The sequence below is a fragment of the Ideonella livida genome (assembly GCF_010499455.1).
In the GTDB taxonomy this organism is placed as follows: domain Bacteria; phylum Pseudomonadota; class Gammaproteobacteria; order Burkholderiales; family Burkholderiaceae_C; genus Ideonella; species Ideonella livida.
In genome coordinates this window covers 31,456-47,031 of sequence record NZ_JAAGOH010000024.1, presented here as the reverse complement: position 1 = coordinate 47,031, position 15,576 = coordinate 31,456, and the positions used below count along the sequence as shown (strand labels likewise).

At 73.6% G+C, this 15,576-nt stretch carries 12 protein-coding genes; 4 read left to right on the top strand and 8 right to left on the bottom strand.

Features of this window, described 5'->3' with window-relative positions; translation table 11 throughout:
* Positions 1-33 precede the first annotated feature (33 nt).
* On the top strand, positions 34-1,464 hold the full coding sequence (gene pyk / locus G3A44_RS17210; RefSeq protein ID WP_163458986.1) for a pyruvate kinase: 1,431 nt from the start codon (positions 34-36) through the stop codon (positions 1,462-1,464).
* Positions 1,465-1,624: 160 nt separating this feature from the next.
* Positions 1,625-2,689 carry a class II fructose-bisphosphate aldolase gene (fba, locus tag G3A44_RS17205; protein ID WP_163458985.1) on the top strand — a complete coding sequence of 355 codons (1,065 nt, stop codon included), beginning with the start codon at positions 1,625-1,627 and terminating at the stop codon, positions 2,687-2,689.
* Between the two features lie 22 nt (positions 2,690-2,711).
* Here the strand turns inward: fba and G3A44_RS17200 are convergent, their stop codons facing one another.
* Positions 2,712-3,788 carry a sulfotransferase family protein gene (locus G3A44_RS17200; protein WP_163458984.1) on the bottom strand — a complete coding sequence of 359 codons (1,077 nt, stop codon included), beginning with the start codon at positions 3,786-3,788 and terminating at the stop codon, positions 2,712-2,714.
* 291 nt (positions 3,789-4,079) lie between these two features.
* On the opposite strand from G3A44_RS17200, the gene G3A44_RS17195 reads away from it, so the two are divergent.
* Positions 4,080-5,981: an AMP-dependent synthetase/ligase gene (locus G3A44_RS17195; RefSeq protein ID WP_163458983.1), complete on the top strand. Its 1,902-nt coding sequence runs from the start codon at positions 4,080-4,082 to the stop codon at positions 5,979-5,981.
* A gap of 76 nt (positions 5,982-6,057) precedes the next feature.
* On the top strand, positions 6,058-6,360 hold the full coding sequence (locus tag G3A44_RS17190) for a 4a-hydroxytetrahydrobiopterin dehydratase (RefSeq protein WP_163458982.1): 303 nt from the start codon (positions 6,058-6,060) through the stop codon (positions 6,358-6,360).
* Positions 6,361-6,372: 12 nt separating this feature from the next.
* Here G3A44_RS17190 and G3A44_RS24145 read toward each other — a convergent pair whose 3' ends face one another.
* The 7 genes from G3A44_RS24145 to G3A44_RS17155 all read right to left on the bottom strand — a co-directional run bounded on the left by G3A44_RS24145 (position 6,373) and on the right by G3A44_RS17155 (position 15,567).
* Positions 6,373-7,503 carry a class II aldolase/adducin family protein gene (locus tag G3A44_RS24145; protein ID WP_163458981.1) on the bottom strand — a complete coding sequence of 377 codons (1,131 nt, stop codon included), beginning with the start codon at positions 7,501-7,503 and terminating at the stop codon, positions 6,373-6,375.
* 44 nt (positions 7,504-7,547) lie between these two features.
* Positions 7,548-8,600, bottom strand: a complete 1,053-nt coding sequence (locus tag G3A44_RS17180; RefSeq protein ID WP_163458980.1) for a TIGR01459 family HAD-type hydrolase — start codon at positions 8,598-8,600, stop codon at positions 7,548-7,550.
* A 111-nt stretch (positions 8,601-8,711) separates the two neighbouring features.
* On the bottom strand, positions 8,712-10,130 hold the full coding sequence (locus tag G3A44_RS17175) for an FGGY-family carbohydrate kinase (protein ID WP_163458979.1): 1,419 nt from the start codon (positions 10,128-10,130) through the stop codon (positions 8,712-8,714).
* On the bottom strand, positions 10,127-10,939 hold the full coding sequence (locus tag G3A44_RS17170) for a class II aldolase/adducin family protein (protein ID WP_310734402.1): 813 nt from the start codon (positions 10,937-10,939) through the stop codon (positions 10,127-10,129). Before G3A44_RS17170 ends, G3A44_RS17175 begins: the two co-directional genes overlap by 4 nt.
* A 12-nt stretch (positions 10,940-10,951) precedes the next feature.
* Positions 10,952-12,799, bottom strand: coding sequence for a glycerol-3-phosphate dehydrogenase/oxidase (locus G3A44_RS17165; protein ID WP_163458978.1), 1,848 nt, complete (start codon positions 12,797-12,799; stop codon positions 10,952-10,954).
* 58 nt (positions 12,800-12,857) lie between these two features.
* Complete coding sequence (locus G3A44_RS17160) at positions 12,858-13,916, bottom strand: 2-hydroxyacid dehydrogenase (protein WP_163458977.1); 1,059 nt, start codon at positions 13,914-13,916, stop codon at positions 12,858-12,860.
* Between the two features lie 34 nt (positions 13,917-13,950).
* Complete coding sequence (locus G3A44_RS17155; RefSeq protein WP_163458976.1) at positions 13,951-15,567, bottom strand: FGGY-family carbohydrate kinase; 1,617 nt, start codon at positions 15,565-15,567, stop codon at positions 13,951-13,953.
* Between the last annotated feature and the right edge of the window lie 9 nt (positions 15,568-15,576).

Here is a 15,576-nt window from a genome sequence, read left to right as displayed (position 1 = left end):
CCGGACCCCACCAAGACACCACCGGAGACCTGCATGCCCCGCGCTACCAAGATCGTTGCCACCCTCGGACCGGCCTCCAGCGACGCCGACACCCTGGAGCGGCTGCTGCGCGCTGGCGTGGACGTGGTACGGCTGAACTTCAGCCACGGCAAGGCCCAGGACCACATTGACCGGGCCAACCTGGTGCGCGAATGCGCCCGCCGCGTGGGCAAGCCCGTGGCCCTGATGGCCGACCTGCAGGGGCCCAAGATCCGCGTGGGCAAGTTCGCCCAGGGCAAGATCATGCTGGAGACGGGCCAGCCCTTCGTGCTGGACGCCGGCCGCACCGAGCTGGGTGACGAGCTGGGCGTGGGCCTGGACTACAAGGAGCTGCCGCGCGATGTGAAGCCCGGCGACACCCTGTTGCTCAACGATGGCCTGATCGTGCTGACCGTGGACACCGTCAAGGGCGACCAGGTCCACACCCTGGTCAAGATTGGCGGCGAGCTGTCCAACAACAAGGGCATCAACAAGCAGGGCGGCGGCCTGACCGCCCCGGCCCTGACCGCCAAGGACATGGAGGACATCAAGACCGCCATGTCCTTCCAGTGCGACTACCTGGCGGTGAGCTTTCCCAAGAACGCCACCGACATGGAGATGGCCCGCCAGCTGGCCAATGTGGCCGGTGAGCCGTGGCGCCACAAGCCGGCCATGATCGCCAAGATCGAGCGCACCGAGGCCATTCCGCAGCTGGAGGCCATCCTCAAGGCCTCCGACGGCATCATGGTGGCCCGCGGTGACTTGGCCGTGGAGGTGGGCAACGCCGCCGTGCCTGCGCTGCAAAAGCGCATGATCCGCATGGCCCGCGAGATGGACAAGATCGCCATCACCGCCACACAGATGATGGAGAGCATGATCGTCAACCCGGTGCCCACCCGCGCCGAGGTGAGCGACGTGGCCAATGCCGTGCTCGACGGCACCGATGCTGTCATGCTCAGTGCCGAGACCGCCGCCGGCAAGTACCCGGTGGAGACGGTGGAGCACATGCACCTGATCGCCCTGGAGGCCGAGCGCGCGCATGAGGTGCGCCTGGACGCCGACTTCACCAACAAGACCTTCGGCCGCATCGACCAAGCCATCGCCATGGGTGCGCTGTTCACCGCCCACCACCTGGGCTGCAAGGCCATCATCGCCCTGACCGAATCGGGCTCCACCGCCCTGTGGATGAGCCGCTACAACATCCGCGTGCCCATCTACGGCCTGACCCACAAGGCGGGCTCGCAGGCGCGCATGGCGCTGTACCGCAACGTGCGCCCGGTCCTCATGCCCATGAGCGATGACCGCGACCAGGCCCTGGTCCAGGCCGAGCGCCTGCTGGTCAACAACGGCCTGCTCAAGCCGGGCGACACCTACGCCATCACCTGCGGCGAGCCCATGGGCTACCCCGGCGGCACCAACATGCTCAAGGTCTGCCGCGTGGCCTGAGCGCCCGACCGGCCCGGCGGTCCCCGCTTGAGGGGTGCCCGGGTGCAGGGGCGGTCGCTAGAATTCCCGAGGTTACGGTGCGGTTACAGCGCCGACGGCTTCCGGGGGCTTCAGGGCCTTGCGGCGGCGTGCCAGGTTCACTCACCCAACGGGAAATTCCATGCCCCTCGTTTCCATGCGCCAGCTGCTGGACCATGCCGCCGAATGCGGCTATGGCATTCCGGCCTTCAACGTCAACAACCTGGAGCAGGTCCAGGCTGTGATGGCCGCCGCCGACGAAGTCGGCGCGCCGGTCATCCTGCAGGCCAGCGCCGGTGCCCGCAAGTACGCCGGCGAGCCCTTCATCAAGCACCTGATCCAGGCCGCCGCCGAGATGTATCCCCACATCCCGCTGGTGATGCACCAGGACCACGGCACCAGCCCCAAGGTCTGCGCCGGCGCCATCGACCTGGGCTTCGGCTCGGTGATGATGGACGGCTCGCTGCGTGAGGACGGCAAGACCCCGGCCGACTTCGCCTACAACGTCGACGTCACCCGTCAGGTGGTGGCCATGGCCCACAAGGTGGGCGTCACCGTCGAGGGTGAACTCGGCTGCCTGGGCAACCTGGAAACCGGCGACGCCGGCGAGGAAGACGGCATCGGTGCCGAAGGCAAGCTGGACCACAGCCAGATGCTGACCGATCCGGAGGAGGCCGCCCGCTTTGTGCAGGAGACCCAGCTGGACGCCCTGGCCATCGCCATCGGCACCAGCCACGGCGCCTACAAGTTCAGCCGCCCGCCCACCGGTGACATCCTGGCCATCTCGCGCGTCAAGGAGATCCACGCCCGCATCCCCAACACCCACCTGGTGATGCACGGCTCGTCCTCTGTGCCGCAGGAGCTGCTGGCCATCATCAACCAGTACGGCGGCAAGATGAAGGAAACCTACGGCGTGCCCATCGCCGAGATCCAGGAAGCCATCAAGTACGGCGTGCGCAAGATCAACATCGACACCGACATCCGCCTGGCGATGACCGGTGCGGTGCGCAAGTTCCTGGCCGAGAACCCCGACAAGTTCGACGCCCGCGAGTGGCTCAAGCCCGCCCGCGAAGCCGCCAAGGCCGTGTGCAAGCAGCGCTACCTGGAATTCGGCTGTGAAGGCCAGGCCGCCAAGATCCAGGGCCGCACCCTGGTGGACATGGCCGCGGCCTACGCCGCCGGCCAGCTGGCCCAGCAGGTCCTCTGACCCCGGGCCACGGGGCCGGCGTTCAAGCCGCCCCGTCTTCGGGCTTGCCGCCGGTGGCGGCGGCCCGCTGCGCGCGGCGCTTGGCCTCGGCGCGCTCCTTGCGCAGCGCCTCCCGCCGGATCTCCCGCTCGCGCTGCAGCGCCTCCAGCTCCTGGAGCCGCGCAGCCCGCTTGAGGGCCGGAGCCCCCACCTTGGCGGCCACCTTGGCCATCACCGCGGCCATGCCCGGCCGCGCCGCCGGCTTGGCGGCTGCCGGCGCCTTGACGGGCGCGACCTCCCCTGGCGCGGTGTCGACCGGCAGCGCGGGCAGGGTTTCGGGTTCGCCGGACGCGGCGTAGCCGTAGAGCCGGCGGCCGGGCAGGCACAGCGCCTTGATGAAGGCCACCTCCTCCGCGCTCAGCACCCCTTCCTCCTCATGGCTCACCGGCGCGGTGTCCAGCGCCGGAAAGTCCTCTGCCCGGAAGGGCAGGCCCAGATGCGCCATCAGCGCCTGCACCCCGGCGCGGGGTTGGGCGGTGAAGCGCTCGTAGTGCAGCTCCAGCACCCGGCCCGGGGCCAGCTGCTTGAGCTGCTGCATCAGCGTGACCGACTCGTTCCAGTACGAACACGCCCCCACCAGCTGGGCGATCTTCATCACCTTGCCGATGCGCAGGCTGGCCGCCACATCCAGCGGGTTGCGCACGATGTGCACGAAGCGCGCCTGCGGGAAGTCGGCCGCCAGCTGGGCGGCGCCATAGATGTTCTGCGGCGTCTTGTCGAACCAGCAGCGCGCCCCGGGCTTGCTCATCGCCACGAAGGCGGCCATGTAGCGGTGCACCAGCTCGGCTCGCGAGCGGCTGCCGGCCAGCATCTGGGCGAAAGCCTCCTCCGGCACGCCGTCGATCTGGCGGTGGCGCTTGAGGGTGTTGCTGTTGCAGAAGGCCTGGAAGCCGGGGGTGCCGAAAGGCTCTCCCGGGCGGTAGAAGTGGGTCTCCTCCGGGCAGGCCAGCAGAGGATGCTGCCGCAGGATGTTGCGCAGCATGGTGGTGCCTGAGCGCACGCAGCCCAGGATGAAGAACGGCGGCAGGAATCCCTCGGCGGCGGGGGGCGTGGTGGTCATCGTGGCTCCAGGAGAGGCCGGCAAGGGGCCGCGGGGCTGGCGCTGCGCGTCAGGGCGGCGGCCTCTTCGCCGGTGGGTTCCGAGGATTATCGGCGCGGCGCATGAAGGCTTTCGCCTTGGGCTGGGGGGGGGCGCGGCCGCCGACGGGCCCCGGCGGTCCGTGGGTCGCCGCGGTGACCCGGTGCCCGTGTCGCCGCTGGCAGAATTTGCGTCGAACGATCGTTCTATTTTGTCCTGGCCCCCGCCTCACCCGGCCGGCGGGCCGGCCGGCACCCTGACCTGTCGCCCCCCATGCACGTCCCACGTCCCGCCCCGGCCCAGCCCGCCGACTCCTCGTCCACCGCCTGTGCGGGTGCCGTGCCGGCCGGCCCGGTAGGCGCTGCCCGCACCCTGCCGGCCCTGCTGGCCCTGCGCATCGCCCTGACCCCGCAGGGCGAGGCCTACCGCGCCTACGACGCCACCGCGCAGTGCTGGACGCACCTGAACTGGCAGGCCACCGGGGCGCGTGTCATGCGTTGGCGCCGTGCCCTGGTCGCCGGTGGCCTGCCCGCCCAAGCACGGGTGGCCATCCTGCTGCCCAACGGCCTGGACGCCATGAGCATCGACCAGGCCACCCTGGCCGAAGGGGCGGTGCCGGTGCCGCTGCACGCCATCGACAACCCGGCCTCCATCGCCTACATCCTGGCCGACTGTGCCGCCTCGCTGCTGGTGGTGCGCGAGCGTGCCCAGTGGGATGCCATCTGTGCCGTGGGCACACCGCTGCCCGCGCTGCAGGCGGTGATCGTCACCGAAGGCGGCGTGGCACCTACCCTGGACCTGGGTGGCCATCCTGCCGCCGCTGTGCCTGCCCGGGCCCTGGCCGATTGGCTGCAGGCCGGCGAGCAGGCTGCGGCCCCGCTGGGGGAGGGCCCGGGGCCGGACGACCTGGCCGCCATCGTCTACACCTCCGGCACCACCGGCAAGCCCAAGGGCGTCATGCTCACGCACCGCAACGTGCTGGCCAATGTGCAGTCGGTGCTGGGGCGGGTGCAGCCCACCGAGACCGACCGTTTCCTGTCCTTCCTGCCGCTGTCGCACACCTTTGAGCGCACCGCCGGCTACTACCTGGCCATTGCCGCCGGCAGCTGCGTGGCTTATGCCCGCTCCGTGCCGCAACTGGCCGAAGACCTGGTGAGCCAGCAGCCCACGGTGTTGATCTCGGTGCCGCGCATCTACGAGCGGGTGAACGCCCGCATCACCGAGCTGCTGGCCGCCGCGCCCGCCAAGGCCCGGCTGATGGCGCTGACCCAGGCCGTGGGCTGGCGGCGCTTCCGTGCCGCACAGGGGCTGCCGCCCGATGCCGACGGCGCCCCGCGCTGGTGGGATGCCCTGGTCTGGCCCCTGCTGCAGCGCGTGGTGGCGCGTCCGGTGCTGGCCCGCTTTGGCGGCCGGGTGCGTGTGGCCGTCAGCGGCGGGGCGCCGCTGCCGCCGGCCATCGCCCGCGCCTTCATCGGCCTGGGCCTGCCGTTGCTGCAGGGCTACGGCATGACCGAAACCTCCCCCGTGGTGGCCGCCAACGGCCTCACCGACAACGACCCGGCCAGCGTCGGCCGCCCCCTGCCCGGCGTGGACGTGCGTATCGGCGAGAACCGCGAGCTGCAGGTGCGCGCCGCCTCGGTCATGCGCGGCTACTGGAACCGTGACGAAGACACCGCCCGCATCCTCAGCCCCGACGGCTGGCTGGGCACCGGCGACCAGGCCGAGATCGTCGGCGGGCGCATCCACATCCGCGGCCGCATCAAGGAAATCATCGTCACCTCCACCGGCGAGAAAGTGCCCCCCGCCGACCTGGAGCTGGCCATCACCGCCGACCCGCTGTTCGAGCAGGTTTTTGTGGTGGGGGAGAACCAGCCCTTCATTGGCGCCGTGGCCGTGGTCAACGCCGTGGAATGGGCCCGCTTGGCCACCACCCTGGGCCTGCCCGCCGCCGACCCGGCCAGCCTGCGCCACCCGCGCGTGCTGGAGGTGGCGCTGCAACGCATCGCCACCCAGGCCGCCAGCTTCCCGCGGTATGCCGTGCCGCGTGCCGTGGTGCTGAGCACCGAGCCCTGGACCATCGAGAACACGATGCTCACCCCCACACTCAAGCTCAAGCGCCTGAACCTGATGGCCCGCTTCGAGGCGGAGCTGCGGGTGATGTACGCGCCGCGCTGAAAACACGGATGACGCCAAGGTCAAGGCGCTCGCCGTTCAATCCGGACATGGCCACTGCCGCACACCGGAGCCTGCGATGTCCCACGCCACGCCCCTGACCCCCAGCGAGATCCAAACCGCGCTGGCCACCCTGCCCGGCTGGGCGCTGGCCGAGGACGGCCGTGCCCTGTGCCGCGAGTTCCGCTTTGCGGATTTCGCCGCCGCCTGGGGCTTCATGAGCGCCTGCGCGGTGGCCGCCGAGGCGCTGAACCACCATCCCGATTGGTCCAATGTCTGGAACCGGGTCAGCGTGCGGCTGAACACCCACGACGCCGGCGGTCAGGTCACCGCGCGGGATGTGGCGCTGGCGCAGCGGATGCAAGGGCTGGCGGGCGGCTGACCCGCTGACGCCTCAGCGTCCCTGCTGCTGGCGGAACTTCTCGGCCTCCCAGTTCGCCAGGGCGTGGGCTTCGGCGGGCGGCAGGCAGCGGGGTTCGGGCGTGTCGGGCAGGCGGCGCAGCACGTCGCTCCAGCAGGCCAGCATTTCCTGCGCGGCCTCGCCCAGGTCGGGGCGCACCAGCACGCCCAGACCCGGCAGGGCCACCACCGGGGGGCGGCCGCCCTGGGGGCCGGCCTGGTGGGCCGGGCCGGCCAGCCAGTGCGCCCATGCGGGCAGGGCCGCGAGGGCCGTGGTGGCGTGTGGGGGGCAGGGGGCAGTGGCCAGCTGATCCCCCAGGAAGACCACGTGGTCGGGGTAGAGCACCCCCGCCTGGGCCCGGCGCAGGTGGGCCGCATCGGCGGCTATGGCGTGGGCCCGGGCATGGGTGGGCAGCGCCCAGTCGCTGGCCTGCGCCAGGGCGGCCAGCGCTGAGGTGTCCACCGCGGGCAGCGGGCGCAGCGGGCGGCGCAGGGCGCTGACCACCCCGGTCAGGCGGCCGGCGGCCATCTCGGCGGTGTCGCCGCCCACCACCAGGCCGTGGTTGGCCAGCAGCAGCACGTCCGGGCCCTGGCCCGGCAGGGCGGCGTCCAGCCGGGCGGCCACGGCCCGGGTCAGGTCCAGTCCGGGCCGGGCATAGGGCACCCAGGTCCAGCGGAAGGCGGCCAGTGCGGCGGCCAGGCCCAGGGGTGGCCCTTGCAGGCCTTCACCTGGGGCGGGGGGCAGCACCCCCCAGGCGATGGCGTCCACCGCATGCACATGCAGCACCACGGCGTGGGGCATCAGGGCGTGCAGGGTGGTCTCGATGGAGGCCCGCAGGCCGGTGGCCGCGGCGTCGGGCCTCAGGGCCGGACCCACGGGGTCGGCCAGGCCGGCGCGCACGCCGGCGCGCACCGCTGCGCCGTCCACGGGGACGAACATCGGCCGCGTTCGGGCGTCGCGCAGCCACAGGCCGCTGCCCTTGACCCAGAGGGTGCCGTCGGGCTGCTTGAGGCTGGTGTTGCCGCCGGCGGCCTGGATGAGGGCCGGGTCGGCGCCCAGCCGGGCAGACAGCTGGGCCAGGGTGGCCAGCGCCGGGTCGGGCGCGGCGGTGGGGGCGTGGGGCATGGTCGAGGGGTGTGGACAAGAAGGGCAGAGGGCGGTGGGGCGGCTCACCAGGCTAGGCGGGGCAGGACCCAGGTGGGGGAGGGGGCGTGCGCGGCTTCGGGCTCGGCCAGCAGTTGCCGCAGCGTGGTGTGCAGGCGTGCGGGGTCGGCCCCCAGGGCGGCCCAGTGCGGGTGCAACCCTGGTGCAGACGCCGGTTTGTCCAGAGGCTTGTCCTCAGGGCTGTGCACGGTCTTGTCCCCGCCATGGATCCTGCAGGCATCCACAGCCTTGTCCACAGGATGGTCGGCCGCGTGGGCGGGCAGGCCGAAGGCGGTGGCGGGCAGGCCGGCGGCAATGAGGCAGCTGTCCAGCCCGGCGGCGGCGGCGCCGGCCACGTCATGGGCCAGGGAGTCGCCCACGGCCAGCAGGCGGGTGGCGCCCCAGGCGTGCAGCTGGGCGATGCAGGCGGCGTAAATGGGGGCGTGGGGCTTGCCCAGCCAGAGCACGCGGCGCTCGGCCTCGTCGGCCGATCCCCCGGTGGCTTGCAAGGCCGCGGCGTAGGCCTGGGCCACGGCGCCGCAGCTGGGCTGCAGGCCCCGGGCGGTGAGCCGCTGCAGGTCGGGGTTGGCGCACACCAGGGGCACGCCGCGCTGGGCGGCGGGCGTCAGCCGGGCCTGCAGCGCAGGCAGGTCCAGGTCTTCGCGCAGGCTGGCCAGCAGCAGCAGGTCCGCATCTTCGGGCTGGGCCACCAGGGTGTGGGGCAGGCCGGCCAACAGGGGCGCATCCGCCTCAGGTTCGGCCACCCACAGGCGCCGCGCGCCGGCAAAAGGCCAAACCGCGGCGGCGGCCAGCTGTTGATGGGCCAGCTCGCCGGAGCTGAGCACGCCGTCGATCTGGTCGGCGCCAAAACCAAAGGCGGCCAGTCGGCGCTGGTTGTCGGCCGCCCGCTTGCCGGAGTTGCTGAGCACCAGCACCCGCTTGCCCTGGGCGCGCAGCGTGGCCAGGGCCTGGGCGGCGCCGGGGTAGGCGTGGCGGCCGTCATGCAACACGCCAAACTGGTCGACGATGAAGCCCTCGTACTGCGGCGCCTGGGTCAACAGCTCGGAGAGGGTGTCCAAGAAACGCGGGGTGGCGGCGCGATCGGTGTGCGCTGCGGGAACGGCCAAAGGGACGGGGGGCGTGGCGGTCATGGCACAGGCAGGTGGGGGTCGGGCGGGGCGTGAGGGGTCTCAAGGGGTATCGGCTGGCCCTGCGGGCCCCACCGTGTGGCCCAGCGCCTGCCAGGCCAGGCGGGCGGCGCCGCAGGCGGCTTCGTCGTGCGGGGGCTGGCACAACGGCACGCCCAGGCGGCGCTGGCGCAGCGTGGTCCAGCCGGGGTTGCGGGCGCCGCCGCCCACGCTGAACACGCGGCGCAGCGGGCCGGCGCCCAACTCGGCCAGGCGCTGGTAGCCCAGGGCCTCCACGCCGGCCACACCTTCCAGCAGGCCCTGGAAAAAGCGCAAATCGTCGTCCGGGCGCGGCGTGGTGCGCGAGGTTTGTGCGGGGTCGTTCACCGGGAAGCGCTCGCCCACGCCGGCCAGCGGGTGGTAGTCGAGCCCGGTGGGCTCTTCGGGGCGCAGCCGTGGCGTCAGCTCGGCCATGCGGGCGGCGCTGAAGTGCTGCAGCAGGGCCGCGCCGCCGCTGTTGGAGGCGCCGCCGGCCAGCCACAGGCCGCCGGGCCCACCCAGGCGGTGGCTGTACACGCCCCAGGCCGCGGCCTGCACCGGCTGGGCGCAAAGCTGCTTGAGCACCAGGGTGCTGCCCAGGGAGGTCACGCCGTCACCCACGGCACAGGCACCGGTGGCCAGAAAGGCGGCCACGCCGTCGGTGGTGCCGGCGGCCACCAGGGTGTCGGGCGGCAGGCCCAAGGCGGCCGCCACGCCGGGGTCCAAGGGGCCCAGCGGTGTGCCGGGGGCCAGCACCAGCGGCAGCGCCGCTTGCAGGCGAGCGCCCGGCGCCGTGGTCAGGGCGGCGGCGTCCTCCTGCGCCTGCAAGGCGCTGAACCAGTCGGGCCAGGCGCAGGCCTGCAGGTCAAAGCCGAGCTTGAGCACGTTGTTTTCGTCGCTCACCGCCAAGGGCGCCGGGCCGGCCGGGCGCGGGCCGCGCAGCTGGGCAGCGATCCAGTCGGCCTGGTGCAGCAGGTGGGCGCCCTGCGGGTGCAGGCGGCACAGGCGCAGGGCGCGGGCCAGGGGCGAGGCGGCGCCACGCGCCGGGCTGTCGGCCGGGGCGCAGGCGGCCACGCGGGCGGCTTCGGCCGGGGCGCTGGCGTCGGCGTACATCCAGGCCGGGCCCAGGGCTTGGCCGTGGGCGTCGGTCATCAGCAAGGTGCCGGAGGTGCCGTCCACCGCCAGGGTGCGCACGCCACGGGCGGCGGGGCCCAGCTGGGCCACCAGCGCGGCCAAGGCCTGCCGGACCGCCTGCCACCACAGGGCGGGGTTTTGGGTGAGGGTCTCCAGGCCGTCCGGCCCGGGCTGGCGCAGCGGGGCCGGCAGGGCCACGCGCGCCTGGGCACGCAGGGCGCCGGCGGCGTCCAGCGCCACGGCGCGCACGCCGGAGGTGCCCAGGTCCAGGCCCACGGCCAGCGGGGTGAGGGAGGCGGAGGGGGTCATGGCGCGGCGGCGGCGGGGGCGCCCTGACCGTTTCCGCTGGCGTCGGCGTTTTGCGCATTCGCGCCGTAGTGGCGGAAGGCCACCAGGATGCGGTCCATCTCGTCGTCGGGCAGGATCACCGGGGTGCCGGTGGCCAGCGCCAGCAGGTACTGGCGGGCCAGCGCCTCCACCTCCAGCGCCAGGTGGAAGGCGGCCTCCAGCCGCGCTCCGGTGGCGATCAGGCCGTGGTTGGCCAGCAGGCAGGCGTGGCGGTCCTGCAAGGCGGCCAGGGCGTTGGCCGAAAGCTCGGCGGTGCCGTAGGTGGCGTAGTCGGCGCAGCGGATGTCGCGCCCGCCGGCCTGGGCCACCATGTAGTGGAAGGCGGGCAGCGGGCGGCGCTGCACGGCCAGCGCGGTGGCGTGGGTGGGGTGGGCGTGCACGATGGCCTGCACCTCGGGCCGGGCGCGCAGGATGTCGAGATGAAAGCGCCATTCCGACGAGGGCTTGAGCGGCCCGCCCCAGCGCCCGTCTTCCAGGCGCATGAAGGCCAGGTGCTCGGGCTGCAGCGCGGCGTAGTCCACCCCGCTGGGGGTGATGAGCAGGCCGGGGGTGCCAGCGCGCGTCCAGCGCAGCGAGAGGTTGCCTGAGGTGCCGGCGGACAGGCCGCTGGGCCCCAGGCGTCGGGCATGGGCGATCAGGGCCTGGCGGGCGGCGAGTTCAGCGGCGTCCAGGGTGTCGCCGGTGGCGCTGTGCAGCGCGGGGTCACGCGCGGCGGTGGCGCCCGGGGCGGGCGCGTGCGCGTGGGCAGGGCTTGTCATCGGGGTGGACATGGCCGGGCTCCTTCAGGCCGCCGAGGCCGTGGCGGGGCGGCTGGCTTCAGCACGCAGCGCCGCCAGGGCGGCGCGCTCGCCGGCCACAAAGGCGCGGTAGTCGGCCACCTGGGCGGCGGTCTGCTCGGCGCTCCAACCCAGCAGCGGGGCGATGAGGGCAGCCACCTGAGGGGCCACGGCGTCGCCACCGTCGGGCAGCTCCCAGGCCAGGTGCAGGCGGCGCACCATCACGTCTTCCAGGCTGCGGGCGCCTTCGGCGGCCACGGCGTGGCAGACCTCGGCGCCCAGCACACGCGGGGCACCGGGCAGCGGGCGGGCGAGTGCGGGCTGCTCTGCGGCGTGGGCCAGCACGGCGGCCAGTTGGTCGCCGTGGCGGCCCAGCAGCAGGCGCACGGTGGGCTCGGGCAGGTCCAGTGTGCGGGCCAGGCGCGGGGCCTCGTCACGCAGGCTCGCCCAGGCGGTGGCGCCCAGCAGGGGCAGCTGGGCGGTGGGGCAGGGGCGGGCGGCCGGTGGCGCGCCGGGGCCGGCCAGCGCGGCGTTCACCACGTCTTCGGCCATGCGGCGGTAGGTGGTGTATTTGCCGCCGACGATGGTGGTCAGCCCCACCGGCCCAGGCAGCACGGCGTGGTCACGCGAGAGGGCGCTGGTGGTGCCCTGCCCTTCCACCGGCTTGAGCAGCGGGCGCAGGCCGGCAAAGGTACCCAGCACATCGTCCAGCGTGACCTTACGCGACAGGTAGCGGTTGAGGTTGTCCAGCAGGTAGCGCACGTCGGCGGCCTCGGCCACAGGGCGGCCCTTGTCGCGGTCCCAGGGGGTGTCGGTGGTGCCCACCAGCCACTGGCCGTACCAACGCCGGGCGATGATGACCGAGTCGTCGGCCCGGGCCAGGATGCCGGCCTGCGCGTCGATGGCCTCACCGCGCAGCAGCAGGTGCACGCCCTTGGCCGGCTGCACGCGGAAGGTGCTGGCGCCGGCCAGGCGCTGCAGCTCGTCGGCCCACACGCCACCGGCGTTGATGACGGCGCGGGCCCGCAGCGTGTGGCGCTGGCCGGTGTCGGCATCACGCACCACCACGCCTTGCACGGCGCCGTCTGCGGCCTTGAGGAAATCCACCACCGGCGCGCCTGAGATGACGGCCGCGCCCAGGCCGGCGGCGGTGCGCGCCACGGCCAGCGTGTGGCGGGCTTCGTCCATCAGCGCGTCGTAGTACTGGATGCCGCCGGCGGCGCGGGTGTCGTCGATGCTGGGGAAATGGGCCTTGAGGCCGCGCCGGCTGAAGTGGCGCTGGCGTGGCACGGCGCGGTGGCGCAGGCCGAACAGGTCATAGAGCGTGACGCCGGCGCCCACGTACAGGCGCTCCCAGGCCGCGCCCAGCGGGAACACAAACGCCTCGGGCCAGGCGATGTGCGGGCAGAGGGTGTGCAGCATCAGGTCGCGCTCGGCGATGGCGTGGGCCACCAGGCGGAAGTTGAGCTGCTCCAGGTAGCGCAGGCCGCCGTGGAAGGTTTTGCCCGAGCGCGAGGAGGTGCCGGTGGCCACGTCACCCGCCTCCACCAGCACCACCTTCAGGCCACGGGCGGCGGCGTCCAGCGCGGCGCCCGCCCCGGTGACGCCGGCGCCGATGACCAGCACGTCGGCCACGCTGTCTTGGGCGCGGGCCAGGTCACGCTGGCGCTGGGCCGGGTTCAGGGCGCTGGCGGCCAGGTCCAGCGGCGGCAGGCCGGGCGCGGCCGGGGCCTGCGCGGCAGCGCGGGCGGCCTGGGCGAGCAGGGCGTGCGCCGAGGCGGCGGCAGCCGAGGCACCAGCCACAGGGCCGGCATGGGCACCGGCGGCCACACGGGGGGACAGGGGGGCGTTCATGGCGGAGGGGGGTTGGAGAGGGGGACCGGGGCGGGGCTCAAACCAGCACAGCCACGGCTCAGCAGGGGTACTGCAGCGGCTCACCCGCCAGGTGGCGGCGCAGCTCATCGGCCACCATGGCGGCGGCCACGCGCACGGTCTGCAGCGAGGCGCCGGCGATGTGCGGCGTGAGGGTGACGTTGGGCAGGCGCAGCAGGGGGTCGTCGGGCTCGCAGGGCTCCACGCCAAAGGTCTCCAGCCCGGCGCCACGCAGGTGGCCGCTGGCCAGGGCCTGGTAGAGCGCGGGGTAGTCCACCATGGGGCCGCGGGCGGTGTTGATGAAGGTGGCGCCGCGCTTCATTTGCGCAAAGGCGGCGGCGTTCAAGAATCCAGTGGTTTCGGGCGTGACACGGGCGTGCAGCGAGACGATGTCGCTCTGGCCCAGCAGCGTGGCCCAGTCCACCTGCGCCACGCCGGCGGCGCGGTCCACCTCATCGAGGCTGACGTAGGGGTCGTGCACCAGCACGCGGCAGCCCAAGGGGCGCAGCAGCTTGGTGACGCGCCGGCCGATGTGGCCGTAGCCGATCAAGCCCACGGTCTGGTTGCACAGCTCATCGCCGGTGAGGTCGGCGCGGTAGAGCTCGCCGCGCCACTCGCCCTGGGCCAGGGCCACATGGCCGGCGGTGATCAGGCGGGTCTGCGCCAGGATCATGCCGAGGGTGAACTCGGCCACCGCGCTGGCGTTGCGCCCCGGCGCGTTGACCACGGTGACACCGCGCTGGCGCGCCGCCGCCATGTCGATGTTGACCGGCCCGCCGCGGGAGACGGCGATGAACTTGAGCGCCGGGCAGCGGTCCAGCAGGCCGGCGGTGACCGGTGCCAGGTGGTTGACCAGCACCTGCGCATCGCCAATGAAGCGGGCCAGCGCGGCGGGCTCGCCCAGGTACTCGCGCAGGCCGCTGAGTTCGGGGTCGCTGGCCTGGCCGGCGTAGCCGTGGGCCATGGGCACGTCAGGCCAGTCCAGCTCCAGGGTGCGCAGGTCCAGCGCGTGGCCGGGCAGCGCGGCCTGCAGGGCCTGGGTGAAGAAATCGGCCTTCATGAAGCGGTCACCGATGACGGCGATGCGGAGTGCGGACATGGGGAGTGATCCGTGAGGAAGGGGGGGAGAAGGTTCAGGACAGCGCCGCGGCACGGGCGTCGTGGGCGTCGTGGGCTTGGCGGGCCGCCGCCAGGGCCGCCCAGCCGGGGCGGGCGGCCTCGGCCTGCTGGCGGTAGACGGGCATGAGGGCGTCGTAGAGGGCGGTGTGCTGCGGGTCGGGGGCGGTGACGCGGGCGCCCAGCTGGGCGTCCACCCAGTCCGGCAGGGCGTGGCGCAGGCTGGGGACCACGCCCACGGCCACGGCGGCGCACAGGGCAGCACCGGCCGCGCCGCATTCCTCGCGGTGCGACACCCGCACCGGCCGGCCGGTGACGCTGGCCAGCAGCTGGCGCAGGGCCGGGCTGCGGGCGGCACCACCGCTCAGGCGGATTTCCTCGGGCAGCGGGCCCAGGGCCTCGTAGCAGTGGCGGGCGGCCAGGCAAATGCCCTCGAACACCGCACGCGCTGTGCCACCCAGGCCCAGCCGGGTGGTGAAGCCGCTGAGCTGGGCGCGGGCGTGGCCGTCCACAAAGGGGCCGCGTTCGCCGTTCTCAGCCACGTAGGGGTGGAACAGGGCTTGGCCCGGTGCAGCCTCCAGCACGGCGGCGTTCAGGCGCTGCAGCAGCTCAGCGCGTGGCGGCACGGTGGCACCCATGAACTGCGCGGCCTCGGCCAGCCAGGCCAGGAGCCAGTCGATGTTGAGCGTGGCGGCCATGTGCGACATCAGCCGCACCTGCGCACCGGGCAGCGGCATGGCCATGGTGTAGCCGGCCTCGGTGCTGGGCTGGATGTCGGCGGGCTGGTCGCTCACCCAGCCGTGCATGCCGGTGCTGCCCAGGATGGAGCAGCCCACGCGGCGCAGCGCGCCGTGCTCGCCCACCGCCACGCCGCCACCGCCCAGCACGGTGGCCGGCACGTCCATGATGGCCAGGGCCACCGGGGTGCCGGCCCGCAGGCCGCAGTCGGCCGCCGCCGCCGCACTGAGCGGGGCGTGGTGGCGGGTGCCGTCCACCAGCGGGGGCAGCAGGTGGGCCCAGCGGGCCAGGCCCAGGGTGGCCAGCACCTCGGGTGCGTAGGCGCGCTGGCGCCAGTCGCCAAAGGTGAAGACGCCTTCGCAGGGGCTGGTGGCGCGCTCGCCGGTGAAGCAGAAGTACAGCCAGTCTTTGGCGTGTAGCGCGGTGGCGGCGCGTGCCAGGCGCTCGGGCTGCTGGGCCTGCAGCCACAGCAGCTGGCTGCTTTGCAGGCTGGGGTTGAGGGCGGTGCCGGTGCGGGCCACCAGCGCGGCATGGGCCGGGCTGGCGCGCAGGGCCTGCACCTGCGCGGCACTGCGGCCATCCAGCCAGAGCAGGGCGGGGCCCACGGGGCGGCCCGCGGCGTCGATCAGCCAGGTGCCGTCGCCCTGGGCGGTGGCGGCCAGGGCCAGGGTGCGGCGGGCCAGGTCGGGCACCTGCTCGCCCAGGGCGCGCAGGGTGGCGGCGGTGTCGGCCCAGGTGCGGTCCAGGTCCTGCTCGGCGGCGCCGCCGGGGCTCAGGCGCACGGTGTTGGGCGTGCTGGCCACGGCGATCTGGCGGCCCTGCAGGTCAAAGGCCACGGCCTTGATGACCGAGGTGCCGGCGTCGATGCCGATGAGGAGGTCGGGGGCCGGGGTCATGCGGGTCTC